This window comes from Acidovorax sp. 210-6 (assembly GCF_010020825.1).
Classification (GTDB): Bacteria; Pseudomonadota; Gammaproteobacteria; order Burkholderiales; family Burkholderiaceae_C; genus Simplicispira; species Simplicispira sedimenti.
In genome coordinates, this window is record NZ_JAACJE010000001.1 from 1,050,030 (window position 1) to 1,066,198 (window position 16,169).

A 16,169-nucleotide genomic window follows, 5' to 3' on the forward strand; every position below is an offset into this window, starting at 1 on the left:
CCCGCATATCCCCTCCCTGAGAGAACCGGAGGTGAGATATGCGTGGCATTCATTCGAAACAAGAAGGGAGACTGAGATGAAGCGATTGCAAGGCAAGACAGCCCTGATTACTGGTGCGGGAAGTGGATTGGGACTCGCTACGGCGCGGTACTTTGCGCGCGAAGGTGCCCGGGTGGTGTTGACCGATATCGATGCTCCCAGCGTGGAGGCAGAGGCCGAGCGCCTTTCCGCGGCGGGCCACATGGTGACCGCACTGGCGCACGATGTGACGCAGGAAGCCGACTGGGATCGCGTGATCGTCGCGGCTGGTGCGCTGGATGTGGTGGTCAACAATGCTGGTGTGGGGCGGCTGGGGAGCATTGAGCAAGCAAGTCTAGCGGACTGGCGTGGCGTGCTGGAGATCAACCTCGACGGTGTTTTCCTGGGAACGCAAAAGGCCATCGTCGCGATGAAGGAGCGAGGTGGCTCGATCATCAATGTGTCTTCGATCGAAGGCATCATCGGCGAGCCTAATCTGGCGGCTTACAACGCCAGCAAAGGTGGCGTGCGTTTGCTAACCAAATCTGCGGCGCTGCATTGCGCCGCACACGGCTACAACATCCGCGTGAATTCGCTGCATCCTGGCTACATTGCCACGCCCATGGTTTCTGGTGCGCTGGCTTCCATGCCGGCCGACATGGCGCAGGCGCTGCAGGCAGACATCGTCAACCGCATACCGCTCGGCCGACTCGCATTGGCTGAAGAGATCGCTCCGGCGCTGGTGTTCATGGCGTCGGATGAATCGTGCTACATGACCGGCTCTGAACTGGTCATTGACGGCGGTTACACGGCGCGCTGAAGCATTACTCCCATTGGTACCGCTATGACGCAACGGAAATCCATCTTCATCACAGGCGCTGCATCGGGCATCGGTCGCCATACAGCACTGCTGTTCGCCTCGCGCGGCTGGTTTGTGGGCTTGGCCGATATCGATGTCGAGGGGCTGGACCGACTGGAACGAGAGATCGGCGCGGATAACTGTCGCACGCTGTGGCTGGACGTGACAGACGCCAAGCGGTACCGCGCCGCAATCGAGATGTTCACCTCAAGCACTGGAGGACGGCTTGATGTGCTTTTCAACAACGCAGGAATCTTGCGCATGGGGCGCAACGAGGATATTCCTCTGATGCAGCAGTACCTGACGCTGGACATCAACGTCAAGGGCGTGCTCAATGGAATCCACTGTGCGTTGCCCGCGCTACGCGTTACGCCTGACGCGCACATTTTGACCATGTGCTCAACCTCGGCCATCTATGGCATGCCCGAATTGGCGGTTTATTCGGCAAGCAAGCATGCCGTGCATGCGCTGACGGAGGCGCTTGACCTTGAGTTGGAGCGTGACGGAATCACGGTGAGCGACATCATGGCGCCCTATGTCAACACACCCATGGTTACGGGTGCATCGACACAGGCGAGTAGTGTCCGTTCAACGGGCGTCAACGTGCAGCCGGAGCAGGTCGCTGAGGTGGTATGGAAGGCGGCGCATGGCAGGAAGCGCCATTGGAAGATCCATTACCTCACTCACGTGCTGATGGCTGTCTTCTCGTTGCTACCGCCGCTGCGTAGGCCGATCATCAAGGCCCTTTGCCTGGGGCGATAAGCGAGGGCAAAGGTGATCTGGCACGCATCGAGCGTGGGCCTCCGCACGGCATATCAGGCTGGCTGGCGCGTGTGGCGCGGCGGGTGCAACAGGAATACATTCCATGAATCTGCTTGACCGTTTGTTTGGCTTCTACATTCCACCGGCGTTGCGCGCTGATGAAATCACTCTGGCGCGCGCCAAAAGCCTCGTGGGGCTGACATTTGCCGCAGTGTTCTCGGGGCCTTCGTTCATCGGCTTGTACCTGTACCTGGGGCACCCGGGGGCGGCATGGGCCGTCGCGGCCACGTTGTGGCTGGTGCCTGGAATCTGGTTTTCGCTGCGCCGCCTGCAGAGTCTGCGCGCAGCGCAGGTGGCGAACCTGGTCACCTTCAACTTGCTGTTTGGCTACCTGGTGTGGAGCACCGGCGGTAGCGCCTCGGAGGCCGTGGCGGCTTGGTTCGTCGTTGTTCCGGTGATGGCCACCTTCGCAGGCGGCCCACTCTTTGGCCTGCTGGGGCTGGGGTCGGTGCTAGCGGTCTTGGGTGGGTTCGAGGTGGTCCGGGCCATGGGGGTGGCGTTTCCCGTTAACCCCATCGCGGATACGCGCCTGTGGGGTCTGCTGTGCAACCTGGGGCTGATGCTGTTTGTCGGTATCTTGGCCATGGGCTCGCAGATCGCCAAGGAACAGGGCGACCGACAGCGCCAGGCGCAGATAGAAACGATCGAATCGCTGATGGCCGAGGTGGGCCGTCAGAGCGCACAAGTAGGCCGGAGCGTGGACGCCATGGTCAGTTCGCTGAACGCGCAGAGTCAACAGGCGCGCGCGGTGCGTGGTGCCGCAGAGTCGAACAACGCGCTGGCGCAATCGGTGGAGCAGACCTCGGTGGCGCTGGCTGTGGAGGCGGCACACGCCCGTTCTGCCGCGCAGGCCGGTGCTGAGGTGGTCGGTCAAACCATCGCCAGCACTGTGGCGCTGGCCGAGGCCATTGGTCGGGCCGACGTGTTGGTGCGCGGTTTGCAGTCGCGCTCGCAGGAAATTTTGACGATCGCGGACAAGATCAAGGGATTGGCCTTCCAGACCAACATCCTGGCACTCAATGCCGCGATTGAGGCCTCGCACGCTGGGAGCCACGGCAGGGGCTTCGCCGTGGTGGCTGGAAATGTGCGCCAGCTTGCGGGCGAGGCCGGCGATGCGGCCTCCGCCATCAGTGCCGAACTGGCCCGGATACTGGACAATGTGGAACAGGCTGCCCGGCTGCTGGGCAACGGCCAGAGCTTGGCACAGGTGGGACGGGACAACGCGGATCAGGCCCGGCAGGCGCTGCGTTCCATCCTGGACTCTGTCGCTGCCCTACAGGGCGAGGCGGACAAACTCGAAGCCGTGAGTCATGAGCAGTTGGCCCGCAATGCCGAGTTGGGGCAGTACGCTGGCCAGATGGAGCAGGGCATTACCCTGGTGGCAGACAGCTCTGGCGCCATCCAGGGGGCCATGGTGCAATTGCATGGTCGGCTGGCGGCCGTGCGGGCATGATTAGAGGCTCAACGTCTTCAGGTATTCCCGGAACGATGCCCCCACCTCCGCGTGCTGCAGCGCCAGCTCCACGGTGGCTTCCAGAAAGCCCTCCTTGCTGCCGCAGTCGTAGCGCTTGCCCTCGTACTGGAAGGCGTACACGGCCTCGTGTTCCATCAGGCGGGCGATGGCGTCGGTGAGCTGGATTTCGCCGCCCGCGCCCTTGGGCTGGTTGCGGATCTGGTCGAAGATGGCGGGCGTGAGGATGTAGCGGCCTGCCACACCCATGCGCGAGGGGGCTTGCTCTGGCGTGGGCTTTTCCACGATGCGCTGCACGCGCAGCAGCGGGCCGCCAGCGGGTTCGCCGGCCACGATGCCGTAGCGGCGCACCTGGTCCTGCGGCACCTCCTGCACGGCCAGCAGCGAGCGGCCCTGCTGGCGGAAGGCCTGGGCCATCTGCGCCAGCACGCCGGGACCGCCGGGTTTGCCCACCATCAGGTCGTCGGCCAGCAGCACGGCAAAGGGCTCGTCGCCCACCAGCGCCTCGGCGCAGAGCACGGCATGGCCCAGGCCCAGGCTGCGCGGCTGGCGCACATAGGCGCAGTCCATGTCGTCGGGCTGGACCGAGCGCACCAGGGCCAGCAGTTCCTGCTTGCCCGCCGCTTCCAGTTCGCTTTCCAGCTCGTAGGCGGTGTCGAAATGGTCCTCGATGGCGCGCTTGCTGCGGCCGGTGACGAAGATCATGTGGCGGATGCCGGCGGCGTAGGCCTCTTCCACGGCGTACTGGATCAGCGGCTTGTCCACCACCGGCAGCATCTCCTTGGGCGATGCCTTGGTGGCAGGCAAAAAGCGCGTGCCCAGCCCGGCGACGGGGAAAACGGCTTTGCGAACGGTGGCTTGCTGCATGGTGTGTGCTCCTGAATGAGGAGCTGCTGGCGCTTGCTTTTCAATAGTTTCAGGCTGTTTTTATGCTGAAAACCAATGAAAACAAGCGCTGGCAGCTATTCTTTTGATATCAGCCCAGGCGGGCGAGTTGGTCGCGCAGGCGGGCGAGCGTGGCGCTGAAATCGGCCACGCGCTTCTTTTCCTGCTCCAGCACGGCGGCCGGAGCCTTGGCGACGAAGGCTTCGTTGCCGAGCTTGCCGTTGGCCTTGGCGATCTCGCCCTCGATGCGCGCCACTTCCTTGGCCAGGCGGGCCTTCTCTGCCGCCACGTCGATCTCCATGTGCAGGCACAGGCGCGCCTCGCCCACCACGGCCACGGGCGCAGCCTGGGCGGCCTGGCTCCAGGCGTCGTCGTCGTCGAACACCTTGACCTCGCTGAGCTTGGCCAGGGCCTGCAACACGGGGGCCGCGCCGCGCATGAACTCGGCATCGCCCACCACGAACAAGGGCAGGCGTGTGGCGGGCGAGACGTTCATCTCGCCACGCAGCGTGCGGCAGGCGTCCACCACGGTCTTGAGGCGCGCCACATGGGCCTCGGCGGCCTCGTCGATGCGCTCGGGCTGCGATTCGGGGTAGGCCGCGATGCTGACCGAGGGGCCGCCGCGGCCGGCCACGGGCGCCACCTTCTGCCACAGCTCTTCGGTGATGAAGGGCGTGATGGGGTGGGCCAGGCGCAGGATGGTCTCCAGCGTGCGGATCAGCGTGCGGCGCGTGCCGCGTTGTTGCGCCTCGTTGCCGGTCTGGATCTGCACCTTGGCGATTTCGAGGTACCAGTCGCAGAACTCGTTCCAGACGAAGTCGTAGATGGTGTTGGCCACGTTGTCGAGGCGGTAGTCGTCAAAGCCCTTGGCCACCTCGGCCTCGACGCGCTGCAGGCGCGAGGCGATCCAGCGGTCGGCCTGGGTGAAGTGCAGATAGCCGTCGTTGCAGCTGCCGCCGCCCTGCGGGGCTTGCAGGCCGCAGTCCTGGCCTTCGCAGTTCATCAGCACGAAGCGGCTGGCGTTCCAGAGCTTGTTGCAGAAGTTGCGGTAGCCCTCGCAGCGCTTGCTGTCGAAGTTGATGCTGCGGCCCAAGGAGGCCAGCGCCGCGAAGGTGAAGCGCAGCGCGTCGGCGCCGTAGGCCGGAATGCCCTCGGGAAACTCTTTTTGCGTGTTCTTGCGCACCTGGGGCGCGGTTTCGGGCTTGCGCAGGCCCTGGGTGCGCTTGTCGAGCAGGGGTTCAAGCGCGATGCCGTCGATCAGGTCCACCGGGTCGAGCACGTTGCCCTCGGACTTGCTCATCTTCTTGCCCTGCGCGTCGCGCACCAGGCCGTGGATGTACACATGCTTGAACGGCACGCGGCCCGTGAAGTGCGTAGTCATCATGATCATCCGGGCGACCCAGAAGAAGATGATGTCGTAACCCGTCACCAGCACGCTGCTGGGCAGGTAGAGGTTGTAGTCGTCAGTGGCGCCGTCGCCTTGTTCAGGCCAGCCCATGGTGCTGAAGGGCACGAGGGCGCTGGAGTACCAGGTGTCGAGCACGTCCTCGTCGCGCTTGAGTGTTTTGCCCGGGGCCTGGGCCTGCGCCTCGGCCTCGTCGCGGGCCACGTACACCTTGCCGTCCTCGTCGTACCAGGCCGGAATCTGGTGGCCCCACCAGAGCTGGCGCGAGATGCACCAGTCCTGGATGTTGTTCATCCACTGGTTGTAGGTGTTGACCCAGTTCTCGGGCACGAAGCTCACCTGGCCGCCAGCCACGGCGTCGATGGCCTTCTGGGCGATGGACTTGCCCGTGGCATCGCCTTCACCCACCTTGTTCATGGCCACGAACCACTGGTCGGTCAGCATGGGCTCCACCACCTGGCCGGTGCGGGTGCAGATGGGCACCATGAGCTTGTGCTTCTTGGTCTCGACCAGCAGGCCCAGGGCTTCGAGGTCGGCCACCACGGCCTTGCGGGCGACGAAGCGGTCCATGCCCTGGTATTTGGCGGGGGCGTTCTCGTTGACGGTGGCCTGCAGCGTCAGCACGCAGATCATGGGCAGCTTGTGGCGCTGGCCCACGGCATAGTCGTTCTGGTCGTGCGCGGGCGTGACCTTCACCACGCCGGTGCCGAACTCGCGGTCCACGTACTCGTCGGCGATCACCGGGATCTGGCGGTCGCACAGCGGCAGATTCACCATCTGGCCGATGAGGTGCCTGTAACGCTCATCCTCGGGGTGCACCATCACGGCCACGTCGCCCAGCATGGTCTCGGGGCGGGTGGTTGCCACCACGAGCTGGCCCGAGCCGTCGGCCAGCGGGTAGGCGATGTGCCAGAGCGAGCCGTCTTTCTCCTCGTTCTCCACCTCCAGGTCGGACACGGCGGACTGGAGCTTGGGGTCCCAGTTGACGAGGCGCTTGCCCCGGTAGATCAGGCCTTGCTGGTACAGGCGCACGAAGGTCTCGGTGACCACCTTGGAGAGCTTGTCGTCCATGGTGAAGTATTCGCGGCTCCAGTCCACGCTGTCGCCCATGCGGCGCATCTGCGTGGTGATGGTGTTGCCCGACTTTTCCTTCCACTCCCATACCTTGGCGACGAAGTTCTTGCGGCCCAGGTCGTGGCGGCTCACGCCTTGCTCCTGCAACTGGCGCTCCACCACGATCTGCGTGGCAATGCCCGCGTGGTCGGTGCCAGGCACCCAGGTGGTGTTGAAGCCCTTCATGCGGTGGTAGCGCGTGAGGCTGTCCATGATGGTCTGGTTGAACGCATGGCCCATGTGCAGCGTGCCCGTCACGTTGGGCGGCGGCAGCTGGATGCAGAACGCGGGTTGGCCCGCCTCGGGCGTGCCGGTGCCCCGGAAACCGGCGACTCCGTAACCGCGCTTTTCCCATTCAGGCCCCCAATGGGCTTCCAGAGCGGCGGGCTCGAAGGATTTGGACAGGGACTGCAGGCCGGGTTGCTGGACAGGATCGTTCATGGGTACGGTGGGTCTCTGAAAGAACAACGGCATCCCTCGGGATGCCGCTGCGCCACCTGGTGTGGCAGGGTGTGGGACGGTGATTTTATGCCATCACGTCCCGTCGCACGGTGTGCTTACTGCTTGACGGCCTCGATCTGGGCGATCAGGCGCACGTTCTTGGGGAAGCCCCATTCCACGCCGTAGTTCATGCCCCACTGCGTGCGGTCGATGGTGGCTTCGAAGTCGCCGCCGCAGACCTCGCGCTTGAGCATGGGGCTGTCGTAGCAGTTGAACTGGTTGGCCTTGAGGGTCAACGGGCCGGTCTTGCCCAGCAGCGTGAGCTGACCTTCGACGCTGGCGACCTTGTCACCGTTGAAGACGAACTTGTCGGCCACGAACTTCATCGTGGGGTGCTTGGCGGAGTCGAACAGGTCGGCGCTCTGCAGGTGCTTGTCGAAGGCCGGGGTGCCGGAGTTCACCGACGTGGTGTCGAAGCTGATTTCCACCTTGCCCGACTTGGCGGCCTTGTCCAGTTGCACGGAGCCTTGCTTCTTGTCGAAGCGGGCACGGTTCACGGTGGCGCCGAAGTGGCTGATCTCGAAGGTCACGAAGGTGTGCGTGGGGTCGATGGCGTAGTTGGCCGGCTCGGCCTGGGCGATGCCGGTGGCGAGGGTGGCGGCTGCGGCCAGGGCGATGAGGGAAGTGCGCATGGAAGAGCTCCTGTGGAAAAAGAACGATGAAAAAAAGAAACGCAGGGGGAAAACAGCAGGGCGCTGGATCAGATCTTGCCCACGCCCGTGAGCGCGAGCTTGAACTTCACCTGCACCTCGTCGGCCACCATGGAGGTGTCGGCCCATTCGCCGTCGCCGATCTTGAAGGCCAGACGCTTGATGGGCAGCACGCCGGTGGCGGTGGTGGTGGCGCCCGATTGGGTCAGCACCACAGGCACCGACACATTGACCGACGTGCCCTTGATGGTGAGCTTGCCCGCCACATCGAACTTGCCACCGCCCAGGGCCTTGATGGTGCTGGACTCGAACGTGGCTTGCGGGAACTGCGCCACGTTGAACCACACCGGCTTGGGCAGTTCGGCGTCAGTCTCGCGGGCGCCCATGGTGGCGCTGCCGGTGTCCACGCTGAAGCGGATGCGGCTGCTCTCGGGCTTGGCGGGGTCAAAGCTCAATTGGGCGTCGAACTTGCGGAAGTGGCCTTGCATGGGCACGCCCATTTGCTTGGCGGCAAATTCGATGCTGCTCTGGGCAGGCACCAGTTGCTGCTGGGCCTGGGCGGAAACGGCCACCAGCAAGCCGGCGGCCAGGGTCAGGGTGGGGAGGGTGCGCAATGTCAGCATAAGACCTCGGAAGTTGTCTGCAAAAACGGGTGGAAGGGTCAGTCGCGGCCAGGCAACATGCGGGACATCAGGCCGTCGCCGTCCACGAAGTGGTGCTTGAGTGCGGCGGCCACATGCACCAGCACCAGCAGCGCCAGCCCCATGGCCAGTACGTTGTGGCTCAGCTTGAGGTTGTCGGCCAGGGCCTGGCTGACGGGTACGAAGTCGGGCAGGGCAATGCGGCCGAACCACAGCACCCGGAACCCCGAAGCCGAGCTGTAGGCCCAGCCGGTCAGGGGCACGGCAAAGAACAGCAGGTACATCAGGCCATGGGTGCCATGGTGCGCCAGGCGCTGCCAGGCCGGCATGGCCAGAAGCATGGTTTGCGGCAGCGGGGGCGGACGCTTCCACAGGCGCCACAGCAGGCGCACCAGGGCCAGGGCCAGCACGGTGACGCCAGCCCATTTGTGCCAGTTGTAGAGCTTGAGCCGCGCGGGGGAGACCGGCAGGTCCACCATATAGACGCCCACACCGAACAGCCCGATCAGCACCAGTGCCATCAGCCAGTGCAGGCCCATGGCGACAAGGCTGTAGCGGGCGGTCGGTGACGTTGCGGACGGGTGTTGCATGGTGGGCGGTACGGTAATGAAAAGTCTGGCAATCCCCAGATCGGTGGGGCGGTGCCCCAGGTCCTGGGGCGGCATGCTGGGAAGTGTAGAAAGCGCGCAGTTCTTGCAGTTTCAACGGAATTGATTCCATCGTTCAACGGGCGTGAACGATGAGCCCCTGATCCGGGGTGGTTCAGGGGGGGCGCTCAGATCGCCTGTGCGGCTTTTTTCCAGGCCTGGGCGGCCGCCGCAGTGTCGTCGCGCTGTTCGGCCAACTCGGCCAGCTTGCACCAGGCGTTGCGGCGCAGCCGGGCGTCCTGCAACTGTGGCGCTGCCTGGGCCAGCAATAGCTGCGCCTTGCCCCACAGCTGGCGCTGTGCGCAGGCCATGCCGGACAGGTATTGCAGGCGGGCGTCGCTGGGGAGGGCCTTCTGCGCGGCTTCGATGCGTGCCAGCCAGGCGGCGTCGCTGTCGTCCAGGCTGCCTTCGAGGGTGGAAATCAGGCGCTGGACGTGCACGTCGGTCATGGACGAGGGCAGCTCGACAAACTGCTGCCACACCGGTTGCAGCCATTGGCGCACCTGTGCGCTGTCTCCGCCGAGCAGGGACAGGCGCTGGGCCGCCTGCAGGGCGACTTCGGGCATGGCGCGGTCGCTGGCTTCGAGTGAAAGCCAGGCCGCTTGCAGTTGCGCTGGGTCGTGCGACTGCTGGATGAGTTCGATGGCCAGGCCGCGCACCAGGCTGCGCGCCGCATCGGCCGAGAAGGCGCGGTGCTTGCCCAGCAGGCGTGCCGTGTCCAGCGCATCGCGCGTGCGGCCCGCCAGGCGGCTGGCCTTGAGGCGGATGCGCAGTGCCAGCGTGCGCCGTGCCGCGCCCTGGGGCAGTTGGGCCAGGCGTTCGAGCGAGCCTTCGGCGTCGCGGTCGTCCAGGCTCCAGCGGGCGGCGCGCATGTGCGCGCCTTCGTGCAGTTCCTGGGCGACGTGGCGTTTTTCCTTGGCGTGGTTCAGCGCCAGCTCGAAGTAGCGGTCGCGCAGCGTGCGGTCTTGCAGTGCGTGTGAGGTCTCGGCCGCCACCATGTGCGCGAGCGCGCGGATCTGGTGGCCGTGGGGCGGGGTTTCGCCTTCCTGGCGCAGGGCCTGTTCCTGGTCCATCGCCGCCAGCGCGGCCTTGCGGGCGCGCAAGAAGCGGCCGGCGAGCATTTGTGCAAAGGCGTCGAGCAGTGCGGCATGCATGCTGCGCTCGCGCTGTTGCAGTCGCCAGCGTTGGGCCTGGCGTGGCAGCTCCAGCAGCGCTGCCAGCGCACGCAGCGCGGCATGCAGGGTGACAAAACCCAGCACCAGCACCAGCAGCACCAGGTTGAGCGAAAGATCCACGCGGTAGGGTGGCCAGAACAAGGTGACCGTGCCCTGGTTGTTGCCCGCAAACAAGGCCACGGCCACGGCCACGCCAAACAGTGCCAGGAGCCAGAGTGCTGCACGCATCGGTTGGTCCTTGCCGGTGGGCGGTCAGCGGCCGGCGGCCGCCGTGGCCAGGGCCGAGAGGGTTTCGTCGGGCCGGGGCAGTTCGGCCACCTTCATCGACGCCTGCACCTGCTGCAGCACCGTGGCCGCGCTTTGCGTGCGGCGCGATGCGGGGTCGAAATAGCGATTGAGGGCCGCGGTGGCCGCCGTGAGGTCGGTGCGGGCCGAGTCGAGCTGGCGCGCCAGCACACCCATGCGTGCATTGAGCAGCTTGAGCTTGAGGTTCTCGCGCAGGAAAAAGGCCTGATCGGGCGCCAGCAGCGCGGCTTCGGGTTGGTCGATGCGGCTCAGGCGCACCAGACCCTTGGCTTCGTCGAACACCACCTGTCCGACGCGCTGGAGCCAGACCCACCAGGCGTCCTGCCCGCTGGTGTCGGCCTCGGGGTCGGCCGGCTGGGCCTGCAGGCGGCGGGTGGATGCGGCCAGCGCGACGGCGTTGGCCAGCGGAAGCTCGTCCACCTGGCGCACCAGGTCGTCCAGCCGGGACAGCAGGCCCGAGGTGTCGGCCACGCTGGCGCTGCCAATGCGCTCCAGGTCGCGCCCAATGGCGCGCTGCACCGGCGCCAGGCGCGGCTGGGCGGCGCGTTCGATGCGTTGCTGCGCATTCTTGAGTGCACCCACCAGCGGCTCCAGGCTGCCGGTGAGCTGGGCCTGTTGCTGCGCCAGGCGCAGCGAGGATTCGATGTCCACCACCAGGTTCTCGTCGCGCGAGCGCGAGAGGCTTTGCATCAGCTCTTCCAACTGCCCGCGCTGCAGGGCCACTTCGTTGACGCGCGCCTCCTGCACCGCAAGGCGGGCGCTGGCTTCGGTCACCTGTTCCTGGGCCTGGCGGGCCAGGGTGCGTGCTTCGATGGCCTGGGTGTTGGCTTCCTGGCTCTGGCGTGCCAGGGCCTCTTGCATGGTGTCCAGCCGTTGCCAGAGCATGGTGCTGCTGGCCAGTCCGGCCACCGCAATACCTCCCAGCACATAGACCAGGAGCCTGGACGGTGCGCCCCCGGAGCCCACCGGTGTGGGGGCTGCCACGGGGCCGGGAGCAGGGGCAGATTCGGGCGCTTGGCTCATGGCTGGGATTCTATCGAGGCTGCCACGTCGGCCAAGGCCGGGCGGCACTCGCGCACCTCGCCAAAACCCGCGTTCCGCGCTGCTTGGGCAATGCGCGGGTGCGTGGCCAGGGCGCGCGCCTGGCGCCAGTCCTGGCCTGGCAGCGCGGCACACAGGTGCTCCAGCGCCTGCGAGCTGCTCAGCAGCCACAGCGAGCCATCGCTGGCGGCCTCGCGTGCCAGGGCCTGCTGTGGCGCATTCCATACAGGTGCGCCGCGTGTATAGGCCACGACAAAGTCCACCGCCCCCCCGGCGGCGCGGATCTGCTGTGCCAGCCAGTCGCGCCCGGTGCCCTCTTGGGTGGCACCGGCTTCGGTGCCGCGCACGATGAGCACGCGTGCACCGGGCCCCACCTGGCTGTGCACCTGGGCCCACAGCGATTCGGAGTCGAACTGCGCGGCATCGGGTGCCGGGGTGTCGATGCGCGAACCCTCCACGCCCAGGGCCTGCAATGCGCGGGCCGTGCCGGGGCCGGGTGACCATGCTCTTGTTTTGATAGCGTCTTGCGCTTGCTGGGTAAGCGCTAGAGCCGTTTTATGATCAAAAAAATGCTGGCCTGCGTTGCTGCTCACCACCATGACGGCGCTGTACGCGCCCGCCTGCACCTGGGCGCGGGCCAGCTCCAGCGCCTGCACATCGGCGGGCGGGGTGATGGCAATGAGGGGGAGTGCCAGCGCGTCGATGCCGCGGGCCTGCAAGGAGGCCACCCACTGCAGGGCCTCGCGCTCGGGCCGGGTGACAATGACCATCTCAGCCCGTGGCGCCGCCCGCGCGCAATTGCGCTGCCACGGACATGCCCAGCGCGTCGGCCTGTTCCAGCGTGGTGGCCGGGCCGCTGGCACTGGCGCGCACCAGGGCGATGCGGCCTTCGGGGTCGCCCCAGGCGGCGTCGATGCGCAGTTGGTCACCCTCGAACCGGGCATGCGCCGCCAGCGGCATGGAGCAGCTGCCGCCCATGCTGCGGCTCACGGCGCGCTCGGCGGTCACGGCAATCCAGGTGGGCTGGTGGGCCAGGGGGCGCAGCGCCTCGACCAGGTCCACTCGGTCGGCGCGCACCTCGATGCCCAGGGCGCCCTGGCCTGCGGCGGGCAGCATCTGGTCGATGGGGAATTCGGTGCGGATGCGGCTTTGCAGCCCCAGGCGTTTGAGCCCCGCAGCCGCCAGCACGATGGCCTGGTACTGGCCTTCGTCAAGCTTGCGCAGGCGCGTGTCCAGGTTGCCGCGCAGGGGTTCGATCTTCAGGTCCGGTCGCAGCGCGTGCAGCAGCACCTGGCGGCGCAGGCTGGACGTGCCCACCACCGCGCCCTGCGGCAGCTCTTGCAGGCTGGCGAAGTGCGGCGACACAAAGGCGTCGCGCGGGTCTTCGCGCTCCATCACGCAGGCCAGGGCAAAACCCTCGGGCAGCTCCATGGGCACGTCCTTGAGCGAATGCACGGCAATCTGCGCACGCCCGTCGTGCAATGCGGTTTCCAGTTCCTTGACGAACAGGCCCTTGCCGCCCACCTTGCTCAAGCTACGGTCCAGGATCTGGTCACCCAGCGTGGTCATGCCCAGCAGCTCCACGCTGTGCCCGCGTGCACGCAGCAGGGCCTGCACATGTTCGGCTTGCCACAGGGCCAGGCGGCTTTCCCGGGTGGCAATGGTGATGGGGGGGAGGGTGGGGCGCTCGGTCGTCATGTTTTTGCAGGGTAAGGCTCAGCGCGCGATGCTAGCATCCCGCGCTGCAGCATTCCGGCACCGCACCCAGGAGACAAGCCTTGAGCGCCAAAAAAACCGACAAAGACTATCCCTTGATCCAGGACATCCGCCTGCTCGGGCGCATTCTGGGTGACGTGATCCGCGAGCAGGAGGGCGAGGCCGCCTTCGCCCTGATCGAGCAGATTCGCCAGTTGTCGGTGGCTTTCCGGCGCGACGCAGACCATGAGGCCGACAAGACCCTCAAGAAGCTGCTCAAGGGGCTGAGCGGCGACCAGACGGTGAGCGTGATCCGCGCCTTCACCTACTTCAGTCACCTGGCCAACCTGGCAGAAGACCGGCACCATATCCGCCGCCGCACCGTGCATGAGCGCGCGGGCGACACGCAGGAGGGCAGCATCGATGTGGCGCTCTCGCGCCTGCGCTGGGCGGGCATTGCGCCGGGCACCATTGCCCAGACGCTGGCGCACAGCTATGTCTCGCCCGTGCTCACGGCGCACCCCACCGAGGTGCAGCGCAAGAGCATTCTGGACGCCGAGCGCGACATCGCGCAGTTGCTGGCGGCGCGCGACGACATCGTCGAGCGCGCGCAGCTCTACAACACGGCGCGTGACGCCCTCACGCCGCGCGAGCTGGCCGCCAACGAGGCGCAGTTGCGCTCGCGCGTCACGCAACTGTGGCAGACGCGCTTGCTGCGCTACAGCAAGCTGACGGTGGCCGACGAGATCGAAAACGCGCTGTCCTACTACGAGGCCACCTTCCTGCGCGAGATCCCACGCATCTATGCCGACCTGGAGCGAGCCCTGGGCACGGAGCCGGTGCACAGCTTTCTGCGCATGGGCCAGTGGATTGGTGGCGACCGCGACGGCAACCCCAACGTCACGGCCGCCACGCTGGTGCAGGCCCTGCGGCGCCAGAGCGAAGTGGTGCTGCGCCACTACCTGACCGAGGTGCACCTGCTGGGCGGGGAGCTGTCGCTGTCGGCGCGGCTGGTCGAAGTGACGCCCGAGATGCAGGCGCTGGCCCTCAGTTCGCCCGACACCAACGAGCATCGCCAGGACGAACCCTACCGCCGCGCGCTCACGGGCATCTACGCGCGCCTGGCTGCCACGCTGCAGGAGCTGAGCGGCGGCGTGGCCGCGCGCCACGCCGTGGCGCCACAGAACCCGTACGCGAGCGCGGCAGACTTCCTGGCCGAGCTGCGCACCATCGAGGCCTCGCTCCAGGCGCACCACGGTGCGGCGCTGTCGGCGCAGCGCCTGCGCCCGCTGATCCGGGCGGTGCAGGTGTTTGGTTTTCACCTGGCCACGGTGGACCTGCGCCAAAGCTCCGACCAGCACGAGCGCGTGGTGGCCGAGCTGCTGGCCGTGGCCCGCATCGAGCCCGACTATGCCGCGCTGCCCGAAGACGATCGGCGTGCAGTGCTGCTGCGCCTGCTGCAGGACGCACGGCCGCTGCGCGTGGTGGGCGCTGCCTACTCCGAGCACACGAGCGGCGAGCTGGCCATCTTTGAAGCGGCGCTGCGCATGCGCCAACGCTACGGGCACGATGCCATCCGCCACTACATCATCAGCCACACCGAAACGGTGAGCGACCTGCTGGAAGTGCTGCTGCTGCAAAAGGAAGTGGGCCTGGTGCACGGCACGCTGGACGACGCAGCGCCCTCACAGGCCACGGCCGACCTCATCGTGGTGCCGCTGTTCGAGACCATTGAGGACCTGCGCAACGCCGCACCCATCATGCGCGAGTTCTATGCGCTGCCGGGCATCGCCGCCATGGTGCAGGCCAGCGGCAGCGAGCAGGACATCATGCTGGGCTACTCAGACAGCAACAAGGACGGCGGCATCTTCACCAGCAACTGGGAGCTGTACCGGGCCGAGATTGCGCTGGTGGCGCTGTTTGATGAGCTGCCCGGGATTCGCCTGCGCATGTTCCACGGTCGCGGCGGCACCGTGGGGCGTGGCGGCGGCCCCAGCTACCAGGCCATCCTGGCGCAGCCACCGGGCACGGTGCGCGGCCAGATCCGCCTGACCGAGCAGGGCGAGGTCATCGCCTCCAAGTACGCCAACCCGGAGATCGGCCGACGCAACCTTGAAACCCTGGTCGCTGCCACGCTGGAGGCCACCTTTTTGCAGCCCACCAAACCGGCCACGCCCGCCTTCCTGGAGGCGGCGGCGCAGCTCTCGCAGGCCAGCATGGCGGCCTACCGTGCGCTGGTGTACGAAACGCCGGGCTTCACCGACTACTTTTTCAATTCCACGCCCATCCGCGAGATTGCCGAACTCAACATCGGCTCGCGCCCCGCGTCGCGCAAGCCCAGCCAACGCATTGAAGACCTGCGCGCCATTCCCTGGGGCTTCAGCTGGGGCCAATGCCGCCTCACGCTGCCGGGCTGGTATGGCTTTGGCACGGCGGTGCAGGCCTTTGTGCACCACAGCGGCAAGGACCCCAAGGCCCAGCTCGCCCTGCTGCGCAAGATGGAGCGGCACTGGCCCTTCTTCAGCACGCTGCTGTCCAACATGGACATGGTGCTGGCCAAGAGCGACCTGGCCCTGGCCTCGCGCTACAGCGAACTGGTGCAGGACGCCAGGCTGCGCAAAAAGGTGTTTGCTGCCATCGAGGCTGAATGGCACCGCACGGCGGAGGCGCTCACACTCATCACGGGCGACAAGCAGCGTCTGGCGGACAACAGTGCGCTGGCGCGCTCCATCAAGCACCGCTTCCCGTATATCGACCCGCTGCACCACCTGCAGGTGGAACTGGTACGCCGCTGGCGTGCAGGGCAGGGCGATGAGCGCGTGCAGACGGGTATTCACATCTCCATCAACGGCATTGCCGCAGGGTTGCGCAACACCGGCTGATGCTTGATGGCAGGGGCGGTGTGCCGGGTTCGCAAACCCAGGCACGACCGCGCGTGGT

13 protein-coding genes are annotated in these 16,169 nt (G+C 66.5%); 4 read left to right on the plus strand and 9 right to left on the minus strand.

Annotated features, from left to right (window positions below; translation table 11 throughout):
* Window positions 1-76: 76 nt before the first annotated feature.
* The 3 genes from GWK50_RS04925 to GWK50_RS04935 all read left to right on the plus strand — a co-directional run bounded on the left by GWK50_RS04925 (window position 77) and on the right by GWK50_RS04935 (window position 3,152).
* Window positions 77-838 (plus strand): glucose 1-dehydrogenase, encoded by a 762-nt coding sequence (locus GWK50_RS04925; protein ID WP_162015574.1) that lies wholly within the window; start codon window positions 77-79, stop codon window positions 836-838.
* Window positions 839-862: 24 nt separating this feature from the next.
* Complete coding sequence (locus tag GWK50_RS04930; RefSeq protein WP_162015575.1) at window positions 863-1,639, plus strand: SDR family oxidoreductase; 777 nt, start codon at window positions 863-865, stop codon at window positions 1,637-1,639.
* 103 nt (window positions 1,640-1,742) lie between these two features.
* The gene (locus GWK50_RS04935) at window positions 1,743-3,152 is read left to right on the plus strand and encodes a methyl-accepting chemotaxis protein (RefSeq protein WP_162015576.1); all 1,410 of its coding nucleotides are present in this window, start codon (window positions 1,743-1,745) and stop codon (window positions 3,150-3,152) included.
* Here the strand turns inward: GWK50_RS04935 and galU are convergent, their stop codons facing one another.
* The 9 genes from galU to hemC all read right to left on the minus strand — a co-directional run bounded on the left by galU (window position 3,153) and on the right by hemC (window position 13,232).
* Window positions 3,153-4,037, minus strand: a complete 885-nt coding sequence (gene galU / locus GWK50_RS04940) for a UTP--glucose-1-phosphate uridylyltransferase GalU (protein WP_162015577.1) — start codon at window positions 4,035-4,037, stop codon at window positions 3,153-3,155. It abuts the gene before it with no gap.
* 109 nt (window positions 4,038-4,146) lie between these two features.
* Entirely contained in the window at window positions 4,147-7,014 is a 2,868-nt protein-coding gene (locus GWK50_RS04945) for a valine--tRNA ligase (protein ID WP_162015578.1), read from the minus strand.
* Between the two features lie 116 nt (window positions 7,015-7,130).
* On the minus strand, window positions 7,131-7,706 hold the full coding sequence (locus GWK50_RS04950; protein WP_162015579.1) for a YceI family protein: 576 nt from the start codon (window positions 7,704-7,706) through the stop codon (window positions 7,131-7,133).
* Window positions 7,707-7,774: 68 nt separating this feature from the next.
* Window positions 7,775-8,347: a YceI family protein gene (locus tag GWK50_RS04955; protein WP_162015580.1), complete on the minus strand. Its 573-nt coding sequence runs from the start codon at window positions 8,345-8,347 to the stop codon at window positions 7,775-7,777.
* A gap of 38 nt (window positions 8,348-8,385) precedes the next feature.
* Window positions 8,386-8,955, minus strand: a complete 570-nt coding sequence (locus GWK50_RS04960; protein WP_162015581.1) for a cytochrome b — start codon at window positions 8,953-8,955, stop codon at window positions 8,386-8,388.
* Window positions 8,956-9,140: 185 nt separating this feature from the next.
* Window positions 9,141-10,415 carry a heme biosynthesis HemY N-terminal domain-containing protein gene (locus tag GWK50_RS04965; protein ID WP_162015582.1) on the minus strand — a complete coding sequence of 425 codons (1,275 nt, stop codon included), beginning with the start codon at window positions 10,413-10,415 and terminating at the stop codon, window positions 9,141-9,143.
* Window positions 10,416-10,439: 24 nt separating this feature from the next.
* A complete protein-coding gene (locus GWK50_RS04970) occupies window positions 10,440-11,516 on the minus strand; it encodes a uroporphyrinogen-III C-methyltransferase (protein ID WP_162015583.1) in 1,077 nt (358 codons plus the stop codon).
* Window positions 11,513-12,304, minus strand: coding sequence for a uroporphyrinogen-III synthase (locus GWK50_RS04975; protein ID WP_162015584.1), 792 nt, complete (start codon window positions 12,302-12,304; stop codon window positions 11,513-11,515). The genes GWK50_RS04970 and GWK50_RS04975 overlap by 4 nt, the downstream gene beginning before the upstream one ends.
* Window position 12,305: 1 nt before the next feature.
* Window positions 12,306-13,232 (minus strand): hydroxymethylbilane synthase, encoded by a 927-nt coding sequence (gene hemC / locus GWK50_RS04980; protein WP_162015585.1) that lies wholly within the window; start codon window positions 13,230-13,232, stop codon window positions 12,306-12,308.
* Between the two features lie 80 nt (window positions 13,233-13,312).
* On the opposite strand from hemC, the gene ppc reads away from it, so the two are divergent.
* A complete protein-coding gene (gene ppc, locus GWK50_RS04985; RefSeq protein WP_242455295.1) occupies window positions 13,313-16,111 on the plus strand; it encodes a phosphoenolpyruvate carboxylase in 2,799 nt (932 codons plus the stop codon).
* The last annotated feature ends 58 nt before the right edge of the window (window positions 16,112-16,169 follow it).

Excerpts from the sequence above, each read along its gene's own strand:
- GWK50_RS04950 (WP_162015579.1), bottom strand. The coding sequence starts at position 7,706 with ATGCGCACTTCCCTCATCGCCCTGGCCGCAGCCGCCACCCTCGCCACC.
- GWK50_RS04925 (WP_162015574.1), top strand. The coding sequence starts at position 77 with ATGAAGCGATTGCAAGGCAAGACAGCCCTGATTACTGGTGCGGGAAGT.
- GWK50_RS04935 (WP_162015576.1), top strand. The coding sequence starts at position 1,743 with ATGAATCTGCTTGACCGTTTGTTTGGCTTCTACATTCCACCGGCGTTG.
- GWK50_RS04955 (WP_162015580.1), bottom strand. The coding sequence starts at position 8,347 with ATGCTGACATTGCGCACCCTCCCCACCCTGACCCTGGCCGCCGGCTTG.
- GWK50_RS04930 (WP_162015575.1), top strand. The coding sequence starts at position 863 with ATGACGCAACGGAAATCCATCTTCATCACAGGCGCTGCATCGGGCATC.
- hemC (WP_162015585.1), bottom strand. The coding sequence starts at position 13,232 with ATGACGACCGAGCGCCCCACCCTCCCCCCCATCACCATTGCCACCCGG.
- GWK50_RS04960 (WP_162015581.1), bottom strand. The coding sequence starts at position 8,955 with ATGCAACACCCGTCCGCAACGTCACCGACCGCCCGCTACAGCCTTGTC.
- GWK50_RS04970 (WP_162015583.1), bottom strand. The coding sequence starts at position 11,516 with ATGAGCCAAGCGCCCGAATCTGCCCCTGCTCCCGGCCCCGTGGCAGCC.
- GWK50_RS04965 (WP_162015582.1), bottom strand. The coding sequence starts at position 10,415 with ATGCGTGCAGCACTCTGGCTCCTGGCACTGTTTGGCGTGGCCGTGGCC.
- GWK50_RS04945 (WP_162015578.1), bottom strand. The coding sequence starts at position 7,014 with ATGAACGATCCTGTCCAGCAACCCGGCCTGCAGTCCCTGTCCAAATCC.
- GWK50_RS04975 (WP_162015584.1), bottom strand. The coding sequence starts at position 12,304 with ATGGTCATTGTCACCCGGCCCGAGCGCGAGGCCCTGCAGTGGGTGGCC.
- galU (WP_162015577.1), bottom strand. The coding sequence starts at position 4,037 with ATGCAGCAAGCCACCGTTCGCAAAGCCGTTTTCCCCGTCGCCGGGCTG.